The sequence below is a fragment of the Microbacterium sp. SSM24 genome, from assembly GCF_025989145.1.
In the GTDB taxonomy this organism is placed as follows: Bacteria; Actinomycetota; Actinomycetes; order Actinomycetales; family Microbacteriaceae; genus Microbacterium.
This window is the reverse complement of the sequence record NZ_JAPDNQ010000001.1, coordinates 2,141,115-2,167,123: the sequence shown is the minus strand read 5'-3', so window position 1 is coordinate 2,167,123 and position 26,009 is coordinate 2,141,115. Positions and strand designations below refer to the sequence as shown.

Below are 26,009 nucleotides of genomic sequence, written 5' to 3'. Positions count from 1 at the left end.
GAACGCCTCTCAGCCCTTGATGTATGGTTTGCCCGCGGCCGCGGGACCCCTGATCTGCCCGGCGAATCCGGCCACCGCGATGATGGTGACGAGGTAGGGCAGCATCAGCATGAACTCGCTCGGGATCGGCGTCTTGAGCACTGTCAGCAGGTTCTGCAGGTTCGTCGCGAACCCGAACAGGAGCGCCGCCAGCGTGGCGCGGATCGGGTCCCATCGGCCGAAGATGACCGCGGCGAGGGCGATGAAGCCGAGGCCCGCCGTCATCTCCTTCGTGAACTGCCCCACCGAGACGAGCGTGAAGTACGCGCCGCCGATGCCGGCGATCGCGCCCGCGAGCGAGACGTTCCAGAAACGGCTGGTGTTCACCTTGATGCCGACGGTGTCGGCCGCCTGCGGGTGCTCGCCGACGGCGCGCAGACGCAGACCCCAGCGGGTGCGGTAGAGGCCCCAGGCCACGATCGCGACCGTGAAGTACATCAAGTAGACGATGAACGTCTGGTTGAAGAGCACGGGTCCGATGATCGGGATGTCGCCGAGGACGGGGATCTCCCAGCGCGTGAAACGCACCGGACGATTGAGGAACTCCTCGTTCGGTACCAGCAGCGCCCCGTAGAGGAATCCGGTGAGACCCGTCACGAGGACGTTGAGCACGACACCGACGATGACCTGGTCGACCAGGTACTTGATCGAGAACGCGGCGAGCACGAAGGCGACGAGGACACCGCCGACCATCGCTCCGATCAGACCCACGAACGGGTTGCCCGTGATGCTCGCCAGCAGCGCCGCGCTGAACGCTCCGAGCAGGAACTGGCCCTCGATCGCGACGTTCACCACGCCGACCCGCTCGCCGATGACACCGCCCAGCGCACCGAAGATCAGCGGGATCGACAGCGACAGGGCGCCGAAGAGCAGTCCGGTGACGGGCACCGAAGCCTGCGAGGATGCCGCGGCCCACGTCAGGAACGCGAAGATCGCCAGCAGTCCGTAGACGATCGGCAGCCACGTGCCGGTGCGGCGGTAGGACCAGGCATCCCACGCCGCCCAGAGCGTGAGCAGCACCAGCACGACGAGCACGCCCCAGCAGGTCGCCGCGGCCGGCACGGTCACGTCGGGGAGCTCGATCGACGACGTCCGGTCGTTGAGTCGGAACGTGCTGACCCCGCCGCGCGGAACGAGCAGGAAAAGGAGGAAGAGCAGGATGCTGACGATCCCGAGGCTGATGGCGAGCTTCCAGTGGCGCACCTTCACGGTGGCGAGCTGGATCGTGCCGTCCGCGGCGGTCGAAGGAGCCAGAGCGGTCATGCGTTCACCGCCTTCTTCGCGGACTTGGCTCTCGCCTTGGCGGCCTTCTCGGCATCGGTCTTCGGCAGGAAGAAGATCGCCCTGATCAGCGGCGGGGCCGCGATGAACAGCACGATGAGCGACTGCACGATGAGAACGATGTCGACGGGGATGCCCTGCGAGGCCTGCATCGTGAACGAGCCCGCCTTGAGTGCGCCGAACAGGATGCCTGCGGCGAACACGCCCCACGCACGGCTGCGCCCCAGGAGGGCGACGGTGATCGCGTCGAAGCCGATGCCGGCGTCGATGTAGCCGTCGAATCCGCTGGTGACGGAACCCTGGATCTGATTCATCGCCGCGAGGCCCGCCAGTCCACCGGCGAACAGCATCGCGTAGATGTACATGCGCTGCACCGAGATGCCGGCCGCGCGGGCGGCGTGCGGGTTCTCTCCCACCGCGCGCAGGCGGAAGCCGAGGCTCGAGCGCTCCACGAGCCACCACACGAAAACGGTCGCGCCGATGACGATGACGAAACCCCAGTCCAGCAGCGGGAACCGGTCGCCGAGGAGCGCCGGGAACTGGGCGCTGGGCGGCGTCGGGTCGGAGATCGGCTGGTCTTCGGCGGCGCGCTGGAGCAGCCCGGGGGTGCGCACCATCCACGCCACGAGGTAGAACGCGACGTAGTTGAGCATGATCGTCAGGATGACCTCGTGCGCACCGGTGCGGGCCTTGAGGACTCCGACGATGCCGCCCCAGATCGCACCGCCGGCGATGCCGGCCGCGAGGGTGAGGGGCAGGTGGATGAACATCGGCAGGTCGAGGTTGAACGTCACGAGCGCGGCCACGGCGCACGCGATGAGCATCTGACCGCGGCCGCCGATGTTGAACAGGCCGACGCGGAACGCCAGCGCCACGCCGAGACCGGCGGCGATCAGCGGCGCTGCGAACCCGAGGGTGTTCGTGAGCGGGCGGATCTGCGTCGCGAAGTCGGGAGCCCGCGGGTTGAAGATCGCGCCGCGGAACAGCGCCTCGTAGCCGCCGTACACCGAGTTCCAGATGGCGACGAGGGTGTCGCCGGGCCGCGCGAAGAAGTAGACGGATGTCTCGCGCACATCTTCGTCGGTGAGGGCGATCAGGATGCCGCCGACGACCATCGCGACGACGATCGCGAGGATCGTGGTCACCCAGTTGCTGCGGAGCATCTCCTTGATGGCGACGTTCTGTCGCGGCGGAGGGAGGACCTCCGTGTCCGCGCTGCCCGTGAGCGGCCCCGACACCGTCGGCAGCTGCTCCGGGGGAAGTCCCTTGACGGGCTCGGACGCTCCCGGCGTCTGGCCCTTGCCGTCGTCGCTCACGCGGCCACCCCGTTCCCCGGCGTCTCGCCCGCCATCATCAGACCCAGCACGTCACGCGGGGTGTCGCCGGGCACGATGCCCACGATCGCGCCGCGGTACATCACGGCGATGCGGTCGGCGAGCGCCGCGACCTCGTCGAGTTCGGTCGATACGACGAGCACCGGCACGCCGGCATCGCGCGTCTCGACGATCCGCGTGTGGATGAACTCGATCGATCCGACGTCGACGCCGCGGGTCGGCTGCGCCGCGACCAGCAGCTTCAGCTCGCGGCTCATCTCGCGTGCGATGACGACCTTCTGCTGGTTTCCGCCCGAGAGCGTGCCGGCGGGGATGTCGGGACCCTGGGTGCGGATGTCGTACTCGGCGATCCGCGCCTTGGCGAACTCGTCGAGCGCCGCACGCCGGATGGTCCCGCCGCGCGCGAACTCGCTGTCGCCCGAGCGGTCGAGGATGAGGTTCTCGGCGACGGAGAACCCGCCCACGAGGCCGTCCTCGGTGCGATCCTCGGGCACGAACCCGACGCCTTCGTCGAGGATGCCGCGCACGCTCCTGCCGACGAGTTCGACCCCGCCGAGCGTGATCGACCCGGACACCCGGTCGGCGAGGCCGACGATGGCCTCGACGAGCTCGGTCTGCCCGTTGCCCTGCACACCTGCGAGCGCGACGACTTCCCCGGGACGGACGTCGAAGCTGACGTTGTCGACGACGACGGCTCCGGTCGGGGTGAGCACCTGCAGGCCGGTGACGGAGAGGCCGCCTTCGCCGATCCTGGGTGCGTCCTTGTGGACCGTGAGCTCGACGGCGCGGCCCACCATGAGCGAGGCGAGCTCGGCGTTGGTCGCGGTGGGCGATGCCTCGCCGACGACCTTGCCGAGGCGGATGACGGTGATGCGGTCCGCCACCGCCCGAACCTCGCGCAGCTTGTGCGTGATGAAGACGATGGACGTGCCCTCGTCGCGGAGCTGACGCATGATCGCCATCAGCTCGTCGGTCTCCTGCGGCGTCAGCACCGCGGTGGGCTCGTCGAACACGAGCACCTTCGCGTCGCGCGACAGGGCCTTGATGATCTCGACGCGCTGCTGCACACCGACCGGCAGGTCGCCGACGATCGCGTCGGGGTCGACCTCGAAGCCGAAGCGCTGCGCCACATCGCGCACATGCTGCCGGGCCTTGTTCAGGTCGAGGGCGCCCAGCGCCTTCGTGCTCTCGTGGCCGAGCATGACGTTCTCGGCGACGGTGAACACCGGGATGAGCATGAAGTGCTGGTGCACCATGCCGATCCCTGCGGCCATGGCATCGCCAGGGCCGCGGAAATGCTGTACGACGTCGTCGAGGAGGATCTCCCCCTCGTCGGCCTGATACAGGCCGTAGAGGACGTTCATCAGCGTGGACTTGCCTGCGCCATTCTCGCCCAGCAGGGCGTGGATCTCTCCGGGCTGGACCACGAGATCGATGTGGTCGTTCGCGACGAGTGATCCGAAGCGCTTCGTGATCCCACGGAGCTCGAGCTTCATATCTGCACCTTATCCAGTGTCTCCATCGGGCTGGAAGAACCGCGGCCGGGTGGACTGATCCACCCGGCCGCGGTCAGCAGTCGGTTCGACTACGTCGAGGTCACTGCGCGGGCGAGCTGGGCGAGGTCACCTCGAGCTCGCCGGAGATGATCGCCTCCTGCAGGGCGGTCAGCTCGTCGACCAGGCCGTCGGGCAGCTCGGACTCGAAAGCGCCGAAGCCGGACAGGCCGACGCCCTCGTTCTCGAGCGTGCCGACGTACGGCGTGACGTCGAAGTCGCCGGTCGCTGCCTGCATGGTCGCGTCGTGGACGGCCACGTCGATGCGCTTCATGATCGAGAAGAGCACCAGGTCGGCGACCGACGGGTCGACGACGGCGAGGTCGGAGTCGACGCCGATCAGCAGCGCGTCCGAGTCGGCATCGGTGATCGCCGCCGCAGCGCTCTGGTAGATCGGGCCGCCGACGGGCAGGACCACGTCGACACCCTGGTCGAGGATGCCCTGGGCGGTCTGCTTGGCGGTGTCGTTCGCGGCGAAGCCACCGGTGAACGAGCCCTCCTGAGTCTCGACGTCCCAGCCCACGGTCTGGACGTCGGTGCCCTTGTCCTCGTTGAACTTGGCGACGCCGTCGACGAAGCCGTCCATGAAGATCGTCACCGGCGGGATCTGGATGCCGCCGAAGGTGCCGACCTTGTTGACGCCGGCAGCGTCGGACCATGCCGCAGCGGCGTAGCCACCGAGGTAGGCGGCCTGCACCGTGTCGAACAGGAGGGGCTTGATGTTGGGCGCGTCGGTCTCACCGTTGAAGTCGGTGTCGGCCGAGTCGTCGATGATCGCGTAGTCGATCTCGGGGTTCGCGGTCGCCGAGGCGATCGTGTCGGCCGAGAGCTTGAAGCCGACGGCGACGATGAACGTGCAGCCTTCGGCCACCAGGTTCTCGAGGTTCGGCGCGTAGTCGTTGGCCGACGACGACTCGACCTGGATGAACTCGACATCCAGCTCCTCGGCGGCCGTCTCCATGCCCGTCAGTGCGGACTGGTTGAACGACTTGTCGTTGAAGCCGCCGTCGTCCGAGACGAGGCAGGGCTTGAAGCCCTCCACGACCGAAGGGGCGGACTCGCTCGAGGTCGGCGCGGCTTCGGGTGCGGCGCCGCAGCCCGCGAGGGCGACGAGAAGGCCCGCGGCGGCAACGACACCGGCGAGCTTCTTGGTGCGTGAGATGGTCAACTCAGCCTCCAGTTGTACGGCCCCGCGTCCATCACGGGGACTGCACAAAGTTACCCACTGTGACGCGGGGGTTGCAGTCGCGGCGAGGCTCGTAGGCCGAATGGTTACAAAGACGCAATGTCTCGATACACCGCCGACACCCGAGGGGGCCCGAAGACGGGCATCGGCGGCGCTCGACACGAGTGCGACGAGATCGTCGCGGCACAGCCGCCCGGCTTACAGCACGTCGCCGCGCCCGTTGAGCTTGAGCGCGTCGACGACGCCCTTCACCCGCTGCGCGTGCTCGCTCGTCGTCACCAGCAGCGCGTCCTCGGTGTCGACGACCACGATGTCGCGGACGCCGATCAGGCTGATCACGCGCGAGGTCTGACTCACGACGATGCCGCTCGCGGCATCCGACAGGACCCTCGCGTTCTCGCCGAGGATGGCGAGATCGTTCTTTCGGCCGCCGGAGTTCAGCTTGGCGAGGCTGGCGAAGTCGCCCACGTCATCCCAGTCGAAGTGCCCCGGGATCACGGCGAGGCGACCGCGCGCGGCGGCCGGCTCGGCGACGGAGTAGTCGATCGCGATCTTCTTCAGCGTGGGCCACACCCGGTCCACGACCGGTCCGCGCAGCTCGCGGTCGTCCCACGCCTCGGCGAGCTCCATCAGCCCGGCGTGCAGCTCCGGCTCGTTCTCGGCGATCTCGCCGAGCAGCACATCCGCACGACTGATGAACATTCCGGCGTTCCACATGTAGGACCGGTCCGCGAAGTACTCCTTCGCCGTCTCCAAGCCGGGTTTCTCGACGAAACTGTCCACGAGTGCCGCCTCGGGCGCGCCGTCGATCACGAGCTCGGAGCCCTTGCGGATGTACCCGAATCCGACGGACGGCTCCGACGGTGAGATGCCGATCGTGCAGATGTATCCCTCGCGCGCCGTGGCGACCGCCTGGCGGACCGCCCAGTCGAACAGGTGCGACACCCGGATCACATGGTCTGCCGCGAAGGAGCCGATGATGACGTCGGGCTCGCGGCGCGAGAGCACGGCCGCGGCGAGCCCGATCGCGGCCGTCGAGTCGCGCGGCTCGGACTCGAGGAACACGTTCATGTCGGGGATACCGAGCAGCTCCTCCTCGACCGCCGCGCGATGTGCTCGCCCTGTGACCACCGCGATGCGATCGGGGCCGGCCAGCGGTTCGAGCCTGTCCCAGGTGTCGCGCAGCAGGGTCTGACCGGACCCGGTCAGGTCGTGCAGGAACTTGGGCGCATCGGCACGTGAGAGCGGCCACAGGCGGCTCCCGATCCCGCCCGCGGGGATCACTGCGTAGAAGTCGTCGATCGGCTCTGACATGTTCACAAGAGTATCCGGGGACCCTGATCGCCACGGCGGGCGGATGCCGCAGGCCGAGGCATCCGGAAAGATCACGTGTTCTTTCCAGTCGTGAAGGTCCCCCCGGATGGAGGGGGACTAAGGCACGCCTACGTCGCCGCTTCCCGTGAAGCCGCCATAGGATGGAGGGAGCGCCCGCGTGACGCCGATGGCCCGAGCCGACAGTGCCGGGTCACCCCAGGGGCATCGTTTCCGCCCCATCATGTTCGATCCAGGGAGGACGGCCGTGTCTGCACCAGCACGCGTCACACCGTCGGTATCCGAGACCACGTCCCGAGTCCCCCGCGGCACCCTGTACCGCGGGAACGAAGGCATGTGGTCGTGGGTGCTGCACCGCATCACCGGCATCGCGATCTTCTTCTTCCTGCTGGTCCACGTGCTCGACACCGCGCTGATCCGCGTCTCACCCGACGCGTACAACGCCGTCATCGGCACCTACAAGAACCCGATCATGGGCCTCGGTGAGGTCGCGCTGGTCGGGGCGGTCGCGTACCACGCCTACAACGGCCTGCGCATCATCCTCGTGGACATGTTCTCGTGGGCCACGCGCATGCAGCGCCAGCTCTGGTGGGGCGTACTGGGCCTGTGGGTGGTGACGATGCTCGGCTTCGTGCCGCGCCACCTCATCAACGTCTTCTCCGAGCTCGGGCAGGGGGGCCACTGATGGCGACCATCGCCGAGCCCCGCGCTCCCCGCACCACCGTCCGCCGCAAGGGTCCGAACCTCGAGAAGTGGGGCTGGATCTACATGCGCGTCTCGGGCGTGCTGCTGCTGGTGCTGATCTTCGGGCATCTGTTCGTCAACCTCATGACGAACACCGGCATCCACCAGATCGACTTCGCATTCGTCGCCGGAAAGTTCGCCACGCCCTTCTGGCAGTGGTGGGACGTCCTCATGCTGTGGCTCGCCCTGATCCACGGCGCGAACGGCATGCGCACCGTCGTCAACGACTACGTCACCCACGACGGCACCCGCAAGGTGCTCGTGTGGGCGCTGTGGCTGTCGGCCGCCTTCCTCATTCTCCTCGGCACGCTCGTGGTGTTCACGTTCGACCCCTGCATCGGCTTCGACATCGACACCGCGACCGACTCCATGATCGCGATCTGCTCGTAGCGGCATCCCCGACCACCGAAAGCACTTCTGTGAGCACTGAGACCACCGACTCCTACGTCAAGGACGGCGTCCACTACCACCAGTTCGACATCGTCATCGTGGGCGCCGGCGGCGCCGGCATGCGAGCGGCGATCGAGGCCGGCCCCGGCGCCAGGACCGCCGTCATCTCGAAGCTCTACCCCACCCGCTCGCACACGGGCGCGGCGCAGGGCGGCATGGCCGCGGCACTCGCGAACGTCGAAGAGGACTCGTGGGAGTGGCACACCTTCGACACCGTCAAGGGCGGCGACTACCTCGTCGACCAGGACGCGGCCGAGATCCTCGCGAAAGAGGCGATCGACGCGGTCATCGACCTCGAGAACATGGGTCTGCCGTTCAACCGCACCCCCGAGGGCAAGATCGACCAGCGCCGCTTCGGCGGGCACACCGCCGATCACGGCAAGACCCCCGTGCGCCGCGCGTGCTATGCCGCCGACCGCACCGGCCACATGATCCTGCAGACGCTGTTCCAGAACTGCGTCAAGCTCGGCATCAACTTCTTCAACGAGTTCTACGTGCTCGATCTGATCACGGTGAAGGATGCCGCCGGCAAGACCGAGATCGCGGGCGTCGTCGCGTACGAGCTGGCCACCGGCGACCTGCACGTCTTCCAGTCGAAGGCCGTGATCTTCGCCACGGGCGGCTTCGGAAAGATCTTCAAGACGACCTCCAACGCCCACACCCTCACCGGCGACGGCGTCGGAATCATCTGGCGCAAGGGCCTGCCGCTGGAGGACATGGAGTTCTTCCAGTTCCACCCGACCGGCCTGGCCGGGCTCGGCATCCTGCTCACCGAAGGTGCCCGCGGTGAGGGCGCGATCCTGCGCAACGTGTCGGGCGAGCGCTTCATGGAGCGCTACGCCCCGACCATCAAGGACCTGGCGCCGCGCGACATCGTGAGCCGCTGCATGGTCCAGGAGGTTGCCGAGGGCCGCGGCGCGGGCCCGCACCGCGACTACGTGCTCCTGGACTGCACCCACCTCGGCGCCGAGGTGCTCGAGACGAAGCTCCCCGACATCACCGAGTTCGCGCGCACCTATCTGGGCGTCGACCCGGTGGTCGAGCCGGTGCCGGTCATGCCCACCGCGCACTACGCGATGGGCGGCATCCCGACCAACAACGACGCCCAGGTGCTCGCCGACAACACCACCGTCGTGCCGGGCCTCTACGCCGCCGGCGAGTGCGCGTGCGTGTCGGTGCACGGGTCGAACCGCCTGGGAACCAACTCGCTCCTCGACATCAACGTCTTCGGCAAGCGCGCGGGGCGCAACGCCGTCGAGTACGTCAAGACCGCCGAGTTCGTGGCGCTCCCCGAAGACCCCGCCGCCGAGGTGCGCGGCCTCATCGAGGGGCTGCGCAACAACCAGGGCACCGAGCGGATCGCCGTGCTGCGCAAGAGGCTGCAGGACGAGATGGACCGCAAGGCCCAGGTGTTCCGCACCGACGAGTCCCTCGGCGAGGTGCTCGACGTCATCGAGGAACTGCGCGAGCGCTTCAAGAACGTCCACGTCGACGACAAGGGCAAGCGGTTCAACACCGACCTGCTCGAGGCCGTCGAGCTGGGCTTCCTGCTCGACATCGCCGAGGTCGTCGTCGTCACGGCCCGCAACCGCAAGGAGAGCCGCGGCGGTCACATGCGCGACGACTTCCCGAAGCGCGACGACGAGAACTTCATGCAGCACACGATGGCGTACCTGTCGGGCGACGCGGGTTCCTCGCACTCAGAGGACCACATCCGCCTCGGCTGGAAGCCCGTCGTCTTCACGAAGAACGAGAAGGGCGAGTTGAACTACCCGCCGATGGAGAGGAAGTACTGATGGCGAGCCTCGTCGCAGTCGACGCGCCCTCGGAGGCGACCACCGACGTGGAGACCCCGGCCGATACCGGCATCCAGTCGTTCCTCGTGACGTTCATCATCCGCCGGTTCGATCCAGAGGTCGACGAGGAGCCGCGCTGGGTCGACTACGACGTGGAGCTGTACTCCACCGACCGCGTCCTCGACGCGCTCCACAAGATCAAGTGGGAGGTCGACGGGTCGCTGACGTTCCGCCGCTCGTGCGCGCACGGCATCTGCGGCTCCGACGCGATGCGCATCAACGGCCGCAACCGCCTGGCCTGCAAGACGCTGATCAAGGATCTCGACATCTCGCAGCCGATCTACGTCGAGGCGATCAAGGGTCTGCCGCTCGAGAAGGACCTCGTCGTCGACATGGAGCCGTTCTTCGCCTCCTACCGCGAGGTGCAGCCGTTCCTCATCGCGAACTCGAAGCCCGAGGCGGGCAAGGAGCGCATCCAGTCGATCGTCGACCGCGAGGTCTTCGACGACACCACGAAGTGCATCCTGTGCGCCGCGTGCACGTCGTCGTGCCCGGTCTTCTGGACCGACGGGCAGTACTTCGGCCCCGCCGCGATCGTGAACGCGCACCGCTTCATCTTCGACTCGCGCGACGACGCCGGCGACGTGCGCCTCGACATCCTCAACGACAAGGAGGGCGTGTGGCGCTGCCGCACGACCTTCAACTGCACCGAGGCGTGCCCCCGTGGCATCGAGGTCACCAAGGCGATCGCCGAGGTGAAGCAGGCGGTTCTGCGCGGCCGGCCCTAAGCTTCCCTGCGTGACACAGTCGCAGCGCAACGACGCGCCCCTCGCCCCGTCCGTTCCTCCTACCCTCCGCTCGGCCCGCATCGCGGTGACCGCCGCCTACGCGGCGCAGGGTCTCGGCTATGCCGTCATCGTGACGTCCCTGCCCGCTCTCAAGGAGCGCCAGGGCGTCGGCGACGACATCGTCACGATCCTCGTGCTCGGCGTGGCGCTGACCGCAGCCCTCGGCTCGGTGATCGCGAACGCGGTCGCCGTGCGATGGGGCAGCAGGACTGCGCTCGCGTTCGGCCTCATCGTGCAGGCTGTCGCTCTGCCCGTGATCGCCCTGCCGACCGAGTTTCCCGTCTTCGCCGGCGCGTTCGCCGTTTTCGGCATCGGCCTCGGCTGCGTCGATGCCGCAGCGGCCATGCAGGGTGTCGCCGTGCAGCGGGCCTACGGACGTCACCTGCTGGGCGGCTTCTTCGCCGCCGCGACAGCCGCCGCCATCGCCGGAGCGCTGCTCGTGTCGTGGGTCGCGCTGTCCGCAGTCGGCGCCGGTGTCGCGCTGACGTGCGCCGCCGTCATCGCGCTGGCCGTCGCCCTCGGCGGTCTCCGGTTCTTCGCGCGGGAGGTGCCGATCGACGAGGCCCTGCCGAAGGCAGAGCGCGCCAAGCTGCCCCGCGCGGGCATCTGGGCTTTCGGGCTCGTCATCCTCGCGGTCTTCGTCGCCGACTCCGCCGTGAGCACGTGGAGCACGGTCTACCTGCAGGACGATCTCGCGGCGCTCGCCTGGATCGCACCGCTCGGCTACGCCGTGTACCAGGCCGTCGTGCTCATCACACGACTGGCCACCGATCGCCTGGTGCCCGTGCTCGGCCGCGGGCGACTCGTCGCGATCGCGGCATCCGTCTCCGCCGTCGGCTGCGTGATCATCGCCCTGCTGCCGTTCCCGGTCGCCGCGATCATCGGCTTCGCGCTCGCCGGCGTCAGCGCGGGCGTGCTCATCCCGGTGACCTTCGGCGCCGCAGGTGAGCTCGCGCCGGAGCACAGCGACCAGGTCATCGCGCGGGTGAACCTCTTCAACTACGCCGGCGCGATCCTCGGCGCCGTCGTCGTCGGCCTGCTCGCTGAGGGACCGGGCCTCGGCATCGCGTTCCTACTGCCTGCCGTCGCGCTGGCCGCGATCCTGCTCGCCGTGCCGCGCTTCCGGACGGTGCCGCGAGCGACGGTCGCCGTGGCGGCGTCGGACGACACCCGCAGTCGGTAATCTGACACCGTGACGCAGACGCCCCCGCCGGACGCCCGCGCGGCGGCGGACGCCGCGCAGCGCGAGGAGGAGTCTCTGCGTGAGCGGTGGGAGCAGACGGAGCACAGCCTCCGGCAGCGCTTCGACGCACCCATCAGCCGGGCGACGCGGCTCACCCAGGCCACCATGGAGTGGTTCCCGGTGCGGGTATGGCGCAACTTCCTCGTCGAGAACGGGTTCCTGCTGTCGGCGGGCGTGAGCTACGTCGCACTCTTCGCGTGCTTCGCGGCGATCTACCTCGTGTTCGCGATCGCGGGGCTGTGGCTCGGGGGCAGCACCGAGGCGGTCGATCATCTGATCGACCTCATCAACAGCTACATCCCCAACCTCATCTCGGACGAGAGCAACTTCGCGACCCCCGAGGAGGTGCAGCAGATCGCGTCGACGAACGCCGGCGTCCTGGGGTGGACGGGTGTCATCGCGCTCGGCGCCCTGATCTGGACAGCCATCGACTGGGTGACCTACACCCGCCGCGCAGTGCGCGAGCTGTTCGCGATCCCGCCCGACCGCCGCAGCTACTTCCTGCTCAAGGCGCGCGACCTGCTCGCCGCCATCATCTTCGGCGCCGCCCTGATCCTCGGCGGCGCGCTGAGCACGGTCGGCAGCCTCACCATGGAGTGGCTCTTCTCGCTCCTGGGCCGGGGGCAGGCGAGCGGTCTCGTCGACGTCTCCGTGAAGCTCGGCTCGCTTTTCATCGGCTTCGCCGTCACGTCGACCGCCCTGGTCGGCCTGTTTCGCTTCCTGACGGGCACGAAGCTCCCCTGGCGCCGCATCTGGCCCGGAGCGATGATCGGCGGTGCCGGCCTGACCGTCCTTCAGCTGGCCGCGGGGCTGCTGCTGAGCTACACGCCGTCGAACCCCCTCCTCGCGGGGTTCGCGTTCTTCATCGGGATGCTGCTGTGGTTCCGCATGATGGGCATCGTCCTGCTGACCGCGGCATCCTGGGTCGCCGTCGCCGCGCGCGATCGCGACGTCGTGCTCCTGCCCCAGACCGAGGCGGAGCGGCTCGCCGCCGAGCATGCCGCCCTCGTCCTCGCCGCGAAGGTGCGCCTGCGCACCGCGAAGGACGCCCGTGCGCAGGCGAAATGGTGGCGCGTGCCTCTCGCCGACCGGGCCGTGCACGAGGCCGAGGTGGAGCTGCGCCAGGTGCAGGAGGTCGCACCGCCCGATCCTCGCGCCAAGACGGTGCCGGGCGTCACGCTTCCCAAGCACGTCGATCCGGCCAAGGCAGACCCCGCGACCGCGGCCGCGGTATCCGCGACGGAGTCCGCCCGAGGCGCCCGAGCGAAGCACTGACGACGGCCGCCGCGGGGAACGAGGGTGTCGGTGGGCCCGGTTAGGCTGGCGAGCGTGTCACGCCGAGTCCGCATCGCCTCCGTCAACGTCAACGGCATCCGCGCCGCAACCCGCAAGGGCATGATCGAGTGGCTCGACGAGGCCGACGTCGACGTCATGGCCCTGCAAGAGGTGCGCGCGACGCTCGAGGAGCTGCAGACCGCACTCCCGGGCTGGGAGCTCGTGAACGACGAGGCGCTCGCCAAGGGCCGCGCCGGCGTCGCGATCGCCACGCGCCTGCCCGCCGTCGACGTGCGCCGCGTGCTCGGACCCGAACCGCTCGACTCCGCGGGCCGCTGGATCGAAGCCGACCTCGACATCGACGGCGAGCGCCTCACGGTCGTGAGCGCCTACGTCCACACCGGCGAGGCCGACACCCCTCGGCAGGATGCCAAATGGGCGTTCCTCGACGCCATGGAGAAGCGGATGCCGCAGCTCGAGCAGTCCTCCCCGCTCGCCGTCGTGATGGGCGACCTCAATGTCGGCCACCGCGAGCTCGACATCCGCAACTGGAAGGGCAACGTCAAGAAGGCCGGGTTCCTCCCCCGCGAACGCGCGTACTTCGATCGCTTCCTCGGCGCCGCCGGCGAGCAGGTCGCGGGCGTCGACGGATCGACGGGAACGGGCCTCGGCTGGGTCGACGTCGGCCGGGCCGCGCACGGCGAGGTCGACGGCCCGTACACGTGGTGGTCCATGCGCGGCAGGGCGTTCGACAACGACAGCGGCTGGCGCATCGACTACCACCTCGCCACTCCCGCCCTCGCGGAGCGCGTGTCGAACTACCGGGTGGTGCGTGCGCCGTCGTGGGACACCCGGTGGAGCGACCACTCCCCCGTCGTGGCCGACTACGCGATCGGCGACTGAACCTGCGTCGCCGGGCGCGGCATCCGCTCGTTCCCTCTCCCCGGTAGGTGCGCGGTTCGGGTGGGTGCGGCGCGACCCTAGGATTGTCGGGTGAGCAAACCGCGCCTGTACTCCGGAATGCAGCCTTCCGCCGACTCCCTGCAGATCGGCAACTACATCGGGGCGCTCCTGCAGTGGCGCGACCTGCAGGAGTCGTACGACGCGTTCTTCTCGGTCGTCGACCTGCACGCGCTGACGCAGCCGAACGATCCGGCCGAGCTGCGCGAGAAGACCCGCCGCACCGCCGCGCAGTACATCGCTGCGGGGATCGAGCCCTCCAAATCCACGCTGTACGTGCAGTCGCACGTGCGCGCGCACGCCGAGCTGGCGTGGATCCTCTCGACGATCACCGGCTTCGGCGAGGCCGGACGGATGACGCAGTTCAAGGACAAGTCGCAGCGCTACGGCGCCGACGCGGCGTCGGTCGGACTGTTCACCTACCCGGTGCTGATGGCTGCCGACATCCTGCTCTATCAGACCGACATCGTGCCCGTCGGCGATGACCAGAAGCAGCACGTCGAGCTGACGCGCGACCTCGCCGAGCGCTTCAACAGCCGCTACGGCACGACGTTCACGGTGCCGATGCCCGTGATCCAGAAGGAGACGGCGCGCATCTACGACCTCCAGAACCCGGGGGCGAAGATGTCGAAGTCGGCCGAGTCCGATGCGGGCGTGCTGTGGCTCCTCGACGACCCGGCGGCGAGCGCGAAGAAGATCATGCGCGCGGTCACCGACAGCGACGGCACGGTGCGCTACGACCGCGACGCGAAGCCCGGCGTCTCGAACCTGCTCGTGATCTACGCCGCCCTCACCGGTCGCCAGATCCCGGCGATCGAGGACGAGTACGCCGGCCGGGGGTACGGCGACTTCAAGAAGGGCCTCGCCGAGGTCGTGGTGGAGGAATTCGGTCCCGTGCGCCAGCGCGCCCTCGACCTGCTCGCCGACCCCGCCGAACTCGACCGCGTGCTCGCGGCGAACGCCGCCAAGGCCGATGCCGTCGCCGACGCGACCCTCGCCGACGTCTACGACAAGGTCGGTCTCCTCCGCCGGGTCTGAGCCCGCCCGGCCTGATCCTCCGCCCGGCCTGATCCTCCGCCCGGTCTGAGCCCCTCCGCCCCGCCGGGTCCTCCGCCCGCCGGGTCCTCCGCCCGGCCTCCGCGTACCGTACTCAGGATGAGCGCGCCGAAATGCGAGCGGACCGCTTCGTGCCCGGACGTGCACGGTTTCTATCCTGAGTACGGTAGGGGCGCCCGGGTGGCTGGGCGACGACTGGTGTCTCAGGACATCCGCTGCGCGCCGATCAGGCCGCGGAGAGCCGCGAGCACCGACTCGGGCCGGTACATGACCATCGCTGCCGAGAGCCGCAACGTCGAGTAGCCGAGAGCTGCGAGCGCAGCATCCCGCTCACGATCCCTGGCCTGCGCCGCCCAACTCGCATGAAACTGCTTGCTGTCGCACTCGACGACCAACCAGCCGTCGAGCACGAGGTCCACACGACCGATCCCCTCGAACGTCACTTGGAGCTCAACATGGCATCCGAGCGCTCGCGCCATGAGCCGCACGAGGGTTTCGGGCCCGGATTCCGCACGCCCGTCGACGAGTGGCGCGAGCGCCGAGTACCGCGCGGGGAGTCCCGCGAACACCATCGCGAGTTGTGCGATGTCGATCAGCCCTCGGTTCAGCGCGCTGTCGAGCGTTGCGACGGCGGCCCGAGGGGGTTGGCAGAGAACGGCGTGGATGAGGGCGTCCACGAGACCGACAGCACCGCCGGCACACTCGTCGACGAGCGACATCCAGTGGAGCCGGAGCCCGCGTCGAGCGGCGCCGCCGAGAGGGCTCCCGCGATGGTGCGGTGAGCTGAGCCGGCTCGAGGTGTAGGCGAGATGGACATGCAGTCTGCGGTTCTCGAGGACGAACACGCCGAGCAACGCCAGGAGCGAGAGGCATGTGAGGCGACCACCGACGCGAACCGCACGCACCAGGGCCTCGGGAGCGTCGGCGGGAAGATAGCGATCCCGGCGAGCATGGATCAAGAGGCCGCGACGCACCGCGGACTGGATCGACCTGCGAGTATGCCCCTCTCGGAAGAGATCGGCACGGCTGAACACGTCGAAGCGCATCCGGGTAGGGTCCCGGATCGTGCTCCCGGCGCATCGCGGCACCGTGCCTGGCCGTGGAAAGCTCACGCACCTCGAGGACAGGGGAGGAGTCGCCGTACCGTGCTCAGGAGGAGGCGGCGTCCGCTGCTGCGGGCAGCCCGTGAATCACCGGCACGACGACCGGCCTGCTTCGGCCGATCCTGAGTTGGGTACGCGGCGGCTGCGGCAGCCAGCTCCTCCCCTCCCGCCGCCCGGGATAGCCTGGCCCGATGCAGCCTGTCGTCCTCCGCACGCCCCGGCTCGAACTCGCACTCCCGCGCGAAGAGGACGTCGATGCGATCTTCGCGGCGTGCCAGGATGCCGGCATCCAGCGCTACACCCCGGTCCCCTTCCCCTACGAGCGCACCCATGCCGAGCAGTTCGTCGAACGTGTCCCGAAGGATTGGGACGAGGGTCGTCACGTGACGTGGGGCATCCGGGAGCACGACCGGCTCATCGGCACGATCGGCCTCTACCGCATGGACGGCGACGGCAACGGCGAGATCGGCTTCTGGATGGCACCGGACTCCCGCGGCGGCGGCCGGCTGCGCGAGGCCGCGAACGCGGTGATCGACTGGGGCTTCTCGGCCGACGGTCCCGCGCTCTCGCGCATCGAGTGGCGCGCGGTGGTGGGGAACGTCGCCTCGGCGCGCGTCGCGAGCGCGCTGGGCTTCCGCTACGAGGGTCTGCTGCGCATGGCGCTCGCGAACGCGAAGTACCGCGACGACGGCTGGATCGCCGCGCTGCTGAAGGACGACGACCGGATGCCGCAGCCCTGGCCGGTCCTCGAAATCTGACCTCGCGTCCGCACCGCGTGGCAGGATGGGCCGCATGCCCGAGATGCCCGAGGTGCAGGGACTGGTCGAGTTCCTCCGCGGACGTGTCATCGGCCTCGAGGTGACTCGCGTCATGGTTGCGAACATCGCCGCGCTCAAGACGTACGATCCACCGGTCGACGCGCTGAAGGGTGCGCGCATCGATGCGGTGGCACGCCACGGCAAGTTCGTCGACCTCGCGACGACCGGGCCGGCGGGTGACGCTCACCTGGTGTTCCACCTGGCGAAGGCCGGCTGGCTCCGGTTCTACGATCAGCTGCCCACGACCCTGATCCGGCCGGGCAAGACGCCGATCGCCCTGCGGGTCGCGCTGTCGGACGGCTCGGGATTCGACCTCACCGAGGCGGGCACGAAGAAGTCGCTCGCTGTCTACGTCGTGCGCGACTCGGCCGATGTCCCCGGCATCGCACGGCTCGGTCCGGATCCGCTCGATGCCGCCTTCACGCGCGACACCCTCGCCGGCCTGCTGGCGGGGCGACGCACGCAGATCAAGGGCGTCCTGCGAGACCAGGCCACGATCGCCGGGGTCGGCAACGCCTACTCCGACGAGATCCTGCACGCCGCGAAGATGTCGCCCTACGCCCTCGCGTCCACGCTCGACGATGCCGACATCGACCGGCTGTTCCAGGCGATGACCGAGACGCTGACCGAGGCCGTGGCCGAGGCATCCGGCAAGCCTCCTGCAGAACTCAAGGACGCCAAACGGCGGGGAATGAAGGTCCACGGCCGACGCGGCCAGACATGCCCGGTGTGCGGCGACGAAGTGCGCAGCGTGTTCTTCGCCGACAACTCGCTCGAGTACTGCCCGACGTGCCAGACCGGCGGCAAGATCCTCGCGGACCGCCGGCTGTCGCGCCTGCTGAAGTAGAGCTACCGGCCGGTCGTGCCCATGAGCGTGCGGGCGTCGTCGTCCACCCAGTCGAGCGACTTCGACACGGCCTTCTGCCACAGGCGGTACCGGCGTTCGCGCTCATCCTCGGGCATGCGCGGCTCGAACCGCACGTCCTCCTGCCAGTGCGCGCGCAGCGTCTCGCGGCCGGTCCACACGCCGGTGGCGAGGCCTGCCGCGTAGGCGGCACCGAGCGCGGTGGTCTCGACCACCTTCGGTCGCACGACGGGGATGCCGAGGATGTCGGCCTGGAACTGCATGAGGGTGTCATTGCGGGTCATGCCGCCGTCGACGCGCAGCTCGTCGAGGTCGCGGCCGGTGTCGGCGACGACCGCCTCGATCACGTCGCGGGTCTGGAAGGCCGTCGACTCGAGCGCCGCGCGCGCGATGTGCGCCTTGTTCACGTACCTGGTCATCCCGACGAGCGCGCCACGCGCGTCAGGACGCCAGTACGGCGCGTAGAGGCCCGAGAACGCGGGGACGAAGTAGGCGCCGCCGTTGTCGTCGACGGTGGCGGCGAGGGTCTCGACGTCTTCGGATCGCTGGATGATCCCGAGGTTGTCACGCAGCCACTGCACGAGCGACCCCGTGACGGCGATCGAGCCCTCGAGGGCATAGCGCGCGGGCTCGTCGCCGCAGCGGTAGGCGACGGTCGTGATGAGCCCGCTGTCGGAGCGCACGATGTCGGTGCCGGTGTTGACGAGCAGGAAGTTGCCGGTGCCGTACGTGTTCTTCGACTCGCCGGCCTCGAACGCCGCCTGGCCGAAGGTGGCCGCCTGCTGGTCGCCGAGGATGCCGGCGATGGGCGTGCCGTGCAGCACATCCGGCAGCTGCGTCGTGCCGACGACCTCGGACGACGACCGGATCGCGGGCATCATCGATCGCGGGATCCCCCACACGGCCAGCAGCTCGTCGGACCAGTCGAGGGTGCGCAGGTCCATCAGCAGCGTGCGGGAGGCGTTGGTGACGTCGGTGACGTGGATGCCGCCACGGGCGCCGCCGGTGAGGTTCCAGATCACCCACGTGTCGGTGGTGCCGAACACGAGATCTCCGGCCTGCGCGGCATCCCTCGCCCCCGGCACGTTGTCGAGGATCCAGGCGACCTTCGACGCCGAGAAGTAGGTCGCCAGCGGCAGACCCGTCGATTCGGCGAACCGCCCTGTGCCGCCGTCCGCGGCGAGCTCGTCGATCCGCGGCTGGGTGCGGGTGTCCTGCCACACGATCGCGTTGTGCACGGGCCGGCCGGTGCGGCGGTCCCACACCACGGCGGTCTCGCGTTGATTCGTCACCCCGACCGCGGCGATGTCGGATGCCGCGACCCCGGCCCGCGACAGGCACGACGCGATCACCCACTCGGTGTTCGTCCAGATCTCGACCGGATCGTGCTCGACCCAGCCCGCCTTGGGGAAGATCTGCTCGTGCTCGCGCTGCGAGACCGACACGACCGCGCCGGCGGGATCGAAGACGATCGCCCGGGTCGACGTGGTCCCCTGATCGATCGCCAGAACGTGATCGGCCAACGCCGGCTCCTTCCTCGCGGGCATCGCCGCCCGCACGGTGCCCGGGGGTCGTCGCCCCGGGCTGCGGTCAGGTTATCGCGAGGCGGCGGATGCCGCGGCCCACGTCGGATCGGCGGCGTGCACGCGGTCGAGTCCTCGCTCGACCTCGACGGCGACACGAGCGGCGTCCCAGCCGAGGACGGGTGCCACCGCGGAGGCGATCTCGGCCACTGCGGCCTCGGAGGCCGACCCGACGAACGCGATGCTCGTACGCCGCATCAGCAGGTCGGCGAGGTGCACGACGTCCTCCGTCACCGCGAGGTGGCGCAGCTCAGCGGTGCTGTATCCGGGCAGGTGCGCGAGCTCCGCGTCGGACGGGTCCGCGGCGATCGCGGAGATCACCGTGATCGCTACCGTCCCGTAGCGGTCGAGGAGCGTGGCGACGCGCGCCGCCGGCAGGCCCTCCGAATGACCGGCGATCCACTGCTGCCGCGCGCGCTCCGTCGTCGGGAATCCCTTGCCGCCGCCGATCGCGACGCCCTTGGTGGAGCGGCGGCGCGGGCGGGCCAGCAGTTCCAGCGCGCGATCGGCGAGGTGCTCGGCCGACGCCCGGAATGTTGTCCACTTGCCCCCGACGAGCGTGAGCACGGTGGTGTCGCCGCCCACGAGCGGCGCGGACTCGACGCGGTAGTCGCGCGAGACGAAGCCGGGCGCCACGTCTCCGTGTCCTGGAAGGGGCCGCACCCCCGAGAACCGGTACACGATCTGCGAGCGGTCCACGGTGATGCGCGGGAGGACCTGGCCGATGAGGTCGATGAAGTAGTCGACCTCGGGCTCGGTGCACACGATCGGGTCGCTCATGTCGTGCTCGAGGTCCGTGGTACCCACCAGCACGCGCCCCTTGAGGGGGTAGATGAGCACGATGCGGCCGTCGGCGTTCTCGAAGAACAGCTCTCGCCCGCCGGTCGCGGCCAGCAGCTCGGGGTGGTCGAGCACGATGTGCGAGCCCTTGGTGCCGCCCATGTAGCGCGTCGGGTCACCGAGGGCGAAGTTCGTGAGGTCGGTCCAGGGTCCTGAGGCGTTGATGACGACGGATGCCGCGAACGGCAGCTCTTCGCCGGTGAGGAGGTCGCGCAGCACCACCTTGCCGTCCTGCGTGCCTGCGGCGGCGGTGTAGTTCGCGGCTCGGGCCTGGTCGCCGCCGGCCGCGCGCCCGTCGCGGAGCACGTCGATCGCGAGCCGCTCGGGGTCGTGGAGCGAGGCATCCCAGTACGTGGCGGTGTATTTCACGCCGGGGTTGAGCTCGGGGAGATCGTGCAGCGAGCGCTTTCGGCCACGGAAGGTGTGGCGCGGGACGCGCCCGCCTCCGCGGGAGAACGAGTCGTAGATGACGAGGCCGATCTTGATGAGCGCAGCGCCGCGTTCGGTGTGCTTCCCGCCGCCGTGGCGCAGGAAGCGCAGCGGCGCGCTGAGCACACCCGAGAAGGTGGAGAAGATCGGAATGGTCGTCTGGAGCGGGCGCACGTAGTGCGGGGCGATCCGCAGGAGGCCGTTGCGCTCGGTGACCGCCTCGTGGACGAGCCGGAACTCGCCGTTCTCGAGGTAGCGGATGCCGCCGTGGATCATGTGCGAAGAGGCGGCGGATGCCCCGCTGATGAAGTCGTCGCGCTCGACCAGCGCCACGTCGACGCCCTGCATCGCGAGGTCGCGGAAGGTGGCCAGGCCGTTGATCCCTCCGCCGACGATGAGCACGTCCGCATACGGGCGCCGCTTCAGTGCGTCGAATCCTCGTGTCGTGCCCTCGGCCATCGATTCCCCCGTGGTGGTGTGCTCGCAAGTGCCTCCATGATGTCACTCCTGGCCGTTCTTGCACGCTCAGTGCACATATGTGCAAGGATGGCCCGCGTGGAGGACACCGCCGACCCTCGGACCGTGCAGCGCGCGCTCACCGCCGCCCACCTGTACTACGTGCAGGACCGCACGATGGAGGCCATCGCGCAAGAACTCAGGACCTCGCGTTCGACCGTGTCGAGGCTGCTCACCCACGCGCGGGCGACGGGGATCGTCGACATACGCATCCGCTCCCCCTTCGGCGCCCCGCAACTGCTCGAGGAGCACCTCGCGGAGCGGTTCGGCGTGACGGCGCAGGTGGTGCCGGTGCCCGACGACGCGAGCGAGGTGGAGCGACTCGAACGGGTCTCCGTGGCAGCCGCGCATCTGCTGAACGAGCTCGTGCAGGCCGACATGACGATCGGCGTCGCGTGGGGCTCGACGACGGCGGCGGTGAGCCGGCGCCTCGTGCCCAAGCCCGTTCACGGAGCGACGTTCGTGCAGCTCAACGGTTCGGGCAACACCCACACCACGGGCCTCCTCTACGCCAGCGAGATCCTGAGCCGCTTCGCCGGCGCGTACGGCGGCAGCGCCCAGCAGTTCCCCGTGCCGGCGTTCTTCGACGATCCGCGGACCAAGCACGCGATGTGGCGGGAGCGCAGCACACGCCGCATCCTCGAGATGCACGCGGCGATGGACCTCGTGGTGTTCAGCACCGGCTCTGCCGGGTCGCGCGTGCCGAGCCACGTCTACTCCGGCGGCTACCTCGAAGCGCAGGAGCTCGCCGCACTCGAGGCGGCGGGGGTGGTCGGCGACGTCGCGACGGTGTTCTTCCGCGCCGACGGCACGAGCGACCGCATCCCGCTCAACGAGCGCGCGACCGGTCCCCAGTTCGACGTGCTGCGCCGGGTCCCGCGGCGGCTGTGCGTCGTGTCCGGCGTCTCGAAGGTCGACAGCCTGCGCGGCGCCCTGGCCGCAGGGCTCGCGACAGACCTCGTGGTGGACGAGGCGGTCGCCCGCGCCCTCACCGACTGACGCTCCGGTTCATTCGCCGACATGGAATGAACCCGCGTCGTGGGCGTTGACTACAATCGAGAGCATCAACGTGCTCCGGGGTCGGTGAGAATCCGAACCGGCGGTGACAGTCCGCGAGCCAAGGCATCAGCATCCGATCGGATGCCGCCGCGGCCGATCCGGTGGAAATCCGGAACCGACGGTGATGCGACGAGAGATCGTCGCTAGTCCGGATGGGAGGCAGCACGGGCGGCGCCACGCGCGCCGTCGGCTTCCCGTGCCCCGGTACACCGCGAGGTGAAGACGGAGGACACGGATGACGGCGACCACGGCAGAGCATGACGCGATGCGTCGCGCGCTCGCGCTGGCGCTGCGCGGCCCGCGGGGCGTGAACCCGCAGGTCGGCGCCGTGCTCCTCTCCCCCGCCGGCGAGATCATCGCCGAGGGCTGGCATCGCGGTGCGGGCACCCCGCACGCCGAGGTCGCCGCGCTCTCGCAGCTCCAGCCGGGTGAGGCTCGCGGCGCGACCGCGATCGTCACCCTCGAGCCCTGCAACCACCACGGCCGCACCGGCCCGTGCGCGGAGGCGCTCCTCGAAGCGGGGGTGTCGCGCGTCCTCTACGCGATCGACGACCCGAACCCGGGGTCCAGTGGCGGCGGCGAACGCCTGCGTGATGCGGGCGTCGACGTCGAGTCCGGCCTCCTCGCCGACGAGGCCCACGAACTTCTGGATTCCTGGCTGACCGTGCAGCGCCTCGGCCGCCCTCACGTCACCGTCAAGTGGGCGCAGAGCCTCGACGGCCGCGCAGCGGCATCCGACGGCACGAGCCAGTGGATCACCGGGCCCGCGGCGCGCGCCGACGTGCACCGTCGCCGAGCGCAGGCCGACGCGATCGTCGTCGGCACCGGCACGCTGCTCGCGGACGACCCGGCCCTGACCGCCCGCACCGAGGACGGCGCACTCTTCCCGTCGCAGCCCCTTCCGGTCGTGCTGGGCGAGCGCGCCGTGCCGGCCGACGCGGCCGTGCGGAGGCATCCGCTCGCCTTCGTCCAGTACTCGGGCGACCTCGGCACGGCGCTCGCCGACCTTCGTGACCGCGGGGTTCACCGCGTGTTCGTCGAGGGCGGCCCCGCGGTCGCCGCCTCGTTCGTGCGCGACGGCGTCGCCGACGAATTCCTCGTCTACATCGCGCCGGCCCTGCTGGGCGGCGACCTGCTCGCGCTGCGCGACATCGGCGTGACCACGATCGGAGAGGCCGTGCGCCTCACGCTCACCGACGTCGAGCGACTCGGCGACGACCTGCTTCTCGTCGCCCTCCCCGCCACCGAAGGAGACAGCTGATGTTCACCGGAATCGTCGAGGAGATCGGCGAAATCACCGCGGTCGAGCCCTCGGGTGACGGCGTACGGCTCACCGTGCGCGCACCGAAGGCGGTATCGGATGCCGCGCACGGCGACTCCATCTCGGTCAGCGGCGTGTGCCTCACGGTCGTCGACCAGGGGCCGGACTGGTTCACGGCCGACGTCATGCTCCAGACGCTCGACATGTCGACGCTCGACGGCGTCGCAGCCGGTCGCGTCGTCAACCTCGAGCGGGCCACCGTCGCTCACGGACGTCTCGGCGGCCACATCGTGCAGGGCCACATCGACGGCACCGGCGAGGTGCTCGAGGTGCGTCCGGGCGCGCAGTGGCGTGTGCTGCGCATCGCGCTGCCCGCCGACCTCGCACCGCTCGTGGTCGACAAGGGCTCGATCGCCGTGGACGGCGTCTCGCTCACGGTGAGCGACGCGAGCCCGGCCGCACCGGCTGACGGCGTGCACTGGTTCGAGGTCTCGCTCATCCCGGAGACCCTCACCGCCACCACGCTCGGATCCCGCGTCGCCGGTGAGCGCGTCAACCTCGAGACCGACATCCTCGCCCGTCACGTCCAGCGGCTGTTTTCTTTCGCGGCACCGGCCGCACACCCCGAACTCACCGCGGCTGCGGCCGCACCGACGGAAGGAGGCTCCGCATGAGCCTTTCCACCATCCCCGAGGCCCTCGAGGCGATCCGCGCCGGGCGGCCCGTCATCGTCGCCGACGATGAGAACCGCGAGAACGAAGGCGACGTGGTGCTCTCGGCACAGCTTGCGACGCCCGAATGGATCGCCTGGACCGTGCGCTGGTCGAGCGGCTTCATCTGCGCGCCGATGCCCTCCGAGTGGGCCGACCGCCTCGATCTGCCACCGATGGTCGAGGTGAACCAGGATGCTCGCTCCACGGCGTACACGGTGAGCGTCGACGCCGCGGACCGCGCATCGACGGGCATCAGCGCCTCCGACCGCGCCCACACCCTCAACGTTCTGGCCGATCCCGACTCGGTGCCGACCAGCGTCATCCGCCCGGGTCACATCCTGCCGCTGCGGGCCGTCGACGGCGGGGTGCGCGAGCGCAGCGGCCACACCGAGGCCGCCGTCGAGCTCATGCGTCTCGCGGGGGTGCACCCCGTCGGCGCGATCGCCGAGGTGGTCGCCGAGGACGGCTCGATGATGCGACTTCCCGGCCTCATCGAACTGGGTGGGCGCGACGACGTGCCGGTCATCACGATCGAGCAGCTGATCGCGTACCTGAACGAGCACGAGCCCGTGCAGGCGCCCGCCCACTCGGCGCACAAGCGCCGCGTGAGCCTGCGAGCCGAGGCGCTCGTGCCGACGGCGCACGGCGAGTTCCGCTTCCTCGCCTACAAGGACCGCGTCACCGGCACCGACCACCTCGCGGTGATCTCGGGAGAGATCGATGAGGCACCGCTGGTGCGCGTGCACTCCGAGTGCCTCACGGGCGAGGCGTTCGACTCGCTCAAGTGCGAGTGCGGGCCGCAGCTCGACGCGGCGCTCGATGCCATCGAGCAGGACGGCGGAGTCGTGATCTACATGCGCGGGCACGAGGGTCGCGGCATCGGCCTCATCAACAAGCTGCGCGCGTACTCGCTGCAGGAGCGCGGCCTCGACACCGTGGACGCCAACCTCGCGCTCGGTCTGCCGGCCGACGCGCGCGACTACGCCGCGGCGGCGGGGATCCTCGCCGACCTCGGCATCGACAAGGTGCGCCTGCTGACGAACAACTCCGACAAGGTGAAGCAGCTCCGCGACTTCGGTCTCGACATCGTCGAGCAGGTTCCGCTGCTCGTGGGCGTCGGCCCGAACAACCACCAGTACCTCGCCACCAAGCGCGACCGGATGGGGCACATCATCGACGAGGATGACCTCGCCGACGCCCTCGCGCAGATGCACGAAGGAGCGGAGCGTTGAGCGGCAAGGGCGCACCCCAGGCAGGAGCTCCGGTCGATGCGACCGGCCTCGAGGTCGTCGTGATCGCGGGCACGTGGCATGACGAGATCTCCGATGGCCTCATCGCGGGGTCCCAGCGCGCGCTCGACGCGGCCGGGGCGACGTGGCGTCTGGTGCGCGTGCCGGGCTCCTTCGAGCTGCCGGTCGCGGCGAAGACGGCGCTCGAAGCGGGCGCCGATGCGGTGGTCGCGCTCGGCGTGATCATCCGCGGCGGCACGCCGCACTTCGAGTTCGTGTCGTCGGCGGCGACCGACGGCCTCACCCGCGTCGCCCTCGACACCGGCAAACCGGTCGGATTCGGCGTGCTGACGCTGGACGACGAGGCGCAGGGCATCGCCCGCGCGGGACTCCCCGGGTCTATGGAGGACAAGGGCTACGAGGCGGCCGACGCCGCGGTGCGCACGGCTCTCGTGCTTCGGGAGCTGCGCGGCGAGTGAGGCCCGCCTTGCTGGCG

General features: G+C 69.7%; 23 protein-coding genes. 15 read left to right on the top strand and 8 right to left on the bottom strand.

The genetic code is table 11. The features are described from left to right. Nucleotides 1–9: 9 nt before the first annotated feature. The 5 genes from OL358_RS10070 to OL358_RS10050 form a co-directional block, all read right to left on the bottom strand. A complete protein-coding gene (locus OL358_RS10070) occupies nt 10–1,302 on the bottom strand; it encodes an ABC transporter permease (RefSeq protein ID WP_264709835.1) in 1,293 nt (430 codons plus the stop codon). Continuing rightward, a complete protein-coding gene (locus tag OL358_RS10065) occupies nt 1,299–2,636 on the bottom strand; it encodes an ABC transporter permease (RefSeq protein ID WP_264709834.1) in 1,338 nt (445 codons plus the stop codon). Before OL358_RS10065 ends, OL358_RS10070 begins: the two co-directional genes overlap by 4 nt. Beyond that, nucleotides 2,633–4,150 carry an ABC transporter ATP-binding protein gene (locus OL358_RS10060; protein WP_264709833.1) on the bottom strand — a complete coding sequence of 506 codons (1,518 nt, stop codon included), beginning with the start codon at nt 4,148–4,150 and terminating at the stop codon, nt 2,633–2,635. Before OL358_RS10060 ends, OL358_RS10065 begins: the two co-directional genes overlap by 4 nt. Nucleotides 4,151–4,250: 100 nt before the next feature. After that, a complete protein-coding gene (locus OL358_RS10055; protein WP_264709832.1) occupies nt 4,251–5,375 on the bottom strand; it encodes a BMP family lipoprotein in 1,125 nt (374 codons plus the stop codon). A 216-nt stretch (nt 5,376–5,591) separates the two neighbouring features. Continuing rightward, complete coding sequence (locus OL358_RS10050; protein WP_264709831.1) at nt 5,592–6,707, bottom strand: mannose-1-phosphate guanylyltransferase; 1,116 nt, start codon at nt 6,705–6,707, stop codon at nt 5,592–5,594. Nucleotides 6,708–6,972: 265 nt separating this feature from the next. Here OL358_RS10050 and sdhC point away from each other — a divergent pair, with 265 nt between their 5' ends. The 8 genes from sdhC to trpS all read left to right on the top strand — a co-directional run bounded on the left by sdhC (nt 6,973) and on the right by trpS (nt 15,079). Next, on the top strand, nt 6,973–7,410 hold the full coding sequence (gene sdhC, locus OL358_RS10045) for a succinate dehydrogenase, cytochrome b556 subunit (protein WP_264709830.1): 438 nt from the start codon (nt 6,973–6,975) through the stop codon (nt 7,408–7,410). Continuing rightward, on the top strand, nt 7,410–7,859 hold the full coding sequence (locus OL358_RS10040) for a succinate dehydrogenase hydrophobic membrane anchor subunit (protein ID WP_264709829.1): 450 nt from the start codon (nt 7,410–7,412) through the stop codon (nt 7,857–7,859). The genes sdhC and OL358_RS10040 overlap by 1 nt, the downstream gene beginning before the upstream one ends. Nucleotides 7,860–7,888: 29 nt before the next feature. After that, a complete protein-coding gene (gene sdhA / locus OL358_RS10035) occupies nt 7,889–9,715 on the top strand; it encodes a succinate dehydrogenase flavoprotein subunit (protein WP_264709828.1) in 1,827 nt (608 codons plus the stop codon). Beyond that, nucleotides 9,715–10,503, top strand: a complete 789-nt coding sequence (locus OL358_RS10030; RefSeq protein WP_264709827.1) for a succinate dehydrogenase iron-sulfur subunit — start codon at nt 9,715–9,717, stop codon at nt 10,501–10,503. Before sdhA ends, OL358_RS10030 begins: the two co-directional genes overlap by 1 nt. 10 nt (nt 10,504–10,513) lie before the next feature. Beyond that, nucleotides 10,514–11,746 (top strand): MFS transporter, encoded by a 1,233-nt coding sequence (locus tag OL358_RS10025; protein WP_264709826.1) that lies wholly within the window; start codon nt 10,514–10,516, stop codon nt 11,744–11,746. Between the two features lie 9 nt (nt 11,747–11,755). Beyond that, on the top strand, nt 11,756–13,081 hold the full coding sequence (locus OL358_RS10020; RefSeq protein ID WP_264709825.1) for a YihY/virulence factor BrkB family protein: 1,326 nt from the start codon (nt 11,756–11,758) through the stop codon (nt 13,079–13,081). Nucleotides 13,082–13,135: 54 nt separating this feature from the next. Further along, entirely contained in the window at nt 13,136–13,984 is an 849-nt protein-coding gene (locus tag OL358_RS10015; RefSeq protein ID WP_264709824.1) for an exodeoxyribonuclease III, read from the top strand. A 90-nt stretch (nt 13,985–14,074) separates the two neighbouring features. Further along, nucleotides 14,075–15,079, top strand: coding sequence for a tryptophan--tRNA ligase (trpS, locus tag OL358_RS10010; RefSeq protein ID WP_264709823.1), 1,005 nt, complete (start codon nt 14,075–14,077; stop codon nt 15,077–15,079). 221 nt (nt 15,080–15,300) lie between these two features. Here trpS and OL358_RS10005 read toward each other — a convergent pair whose 3' ends face one another. Further along, nucleotides 15,301–16,143, bottom strand: a complete 843-nt coding sequence (locus OL358_RS10005) for an endonuclease domain-containing protein (RefSeq protein ID WP_264709822.1) — start codon at nt 16,141–16,143, stop codon at nt 15,301–15,303. A gap of 248 nt (nt 16,144–16,391) precedes the next feature. Between OL358_RS10005 and OL358_RS10000 the strand changes: the two genes are divergently transcribed. Together OL358_RS10000 and OL358_RS09995 are read left to right on the top strand one after the other, a co-directional pair. After that, nucleotides 16,392–16,958 carry a GNAT family N-acetyltransferase gene (locus OL358_RS10000; RefSeq protein ID WP_264709821.1) on the top strand — a complete coding sequence of 189 codons (567 nt, stop codon included), beginning with the start codon at nt 16,392–16,394 and terminating at the stop codon, nt 16,956–16,958. A 34-nt stretch (nt 16,959–16,992) separates the two neighbouring features. Continuing rightward, complete coding sequence (locus OL358_RS09995) at nt 16,993–17,865, top strand: Fpg/Nei family DNA glycosylase (protein WP_264709820.1); 873 nt, start codon at nt 16,993–16,995, stop codon at nt 17,863–17,865. Between the two features lie 2 nt (nt 17,866–17,867). On the opposite strand, the gene glpK is transcribed toward OL358_RS09995, so the two are convergent. After that, entirely contained in the window at nt 17,868–19,430 is a 1,563-nt protein-coding gene (gene glpK / locus OL358_RS09990; protein ID WP_413631385.1) for a glycerol kinase GlpK, read from the bottom strand. Nucleotides 19,431–19,478: 48 nt separating this feature from the next. Next, nucleotides 19,479–21,194 carry a glycerol-3-phosphate dehydrogenase/oxidase gene (locus OL358_RS09985; protein ID WP_264709818.1) on the bottom strand — a complete coding sequence of 572 codons (1,716 nt, stop codon included), beginning with the start codon at nt 21,192–21,194 and terminating at the stop codon, nt 19,479–19,481. A gap of 87 nt (nt 21,195–21,281) precedes the next feature. Here OL358_RS09985 and OL358_RS09980 point away from each other — a divergent pair, with 87 nt between their 5' ends. From OL358_RS09980 to ribH, 5 genes are all read left to right on the top strand, one after another. Beyond that, a complete protein-coding gene (locus tag OL358_RS09980; protein ID WP_413631382.1) occupies nt 21,282–22,250 on the top strand; it encodes a sugar-binding transcriptional regulator in 969 nt (322 codons plus the stop codon). 295 nt (nt 22,251–22,545) lie between these two features. Further along, entirely contained in the window at nt 22,546–23,571 is a 1,026-nt protein-coding gene (gene ribD / locus OL358_RS09975) for a bifunctional diaminohydroxyphosphoribosylaminopyrimidine deaminase/5-amino-6-(5-phosphoribosylamino)uracil reductase RibD (protein ID WP_264709816.1), read from the top strand. Next, complete coding sequence (locus OL358_RS09970) at nt 23,571–24,245, top strand: riboflavin synthase (RefSeq protein WP_264709815.1); 675 nt, start codon at nt 23,571–23,573, stop codon at nt 24,243–24,245. Before ribD ends, OL358_RS09970 begins: the two co-directional genes overlap by 1 nt. Further along, nucleotides 24,242–25,516 carry a GTP cyclohydrolase II gene (gene ribA, locus OL358_RS09965; protein WP_264709814.1) on the top strand — a complete coding sequence of 425 codons (1,275 nt, stop codon included), beginning with the start codon at nt 24,242–24,244 and terminating at the stop codon, nt 25,514–25,516. The genes OL358_RS09970 and ribA overlap by 4 nt, the downstream gene beginning before the upstream one ends. Further along, nucleotides 25,513–25,992, top strand: coding sequence for a 6,7-dimethyl-8-ribityllumazine synthase (gene ribH, locus OL358_RS09960; RefSeq protein WP_264709813.1), 480 nt, complete (start codon nt 25,513–25,515; stop codon nt 25,990–25,992). The genes ribA and ribH overlap by 4 nt, the downstream gene beginning before the upstream one ends. Nucleotides 25,993–26,009 lie beyond the last annotated feature (17 nt).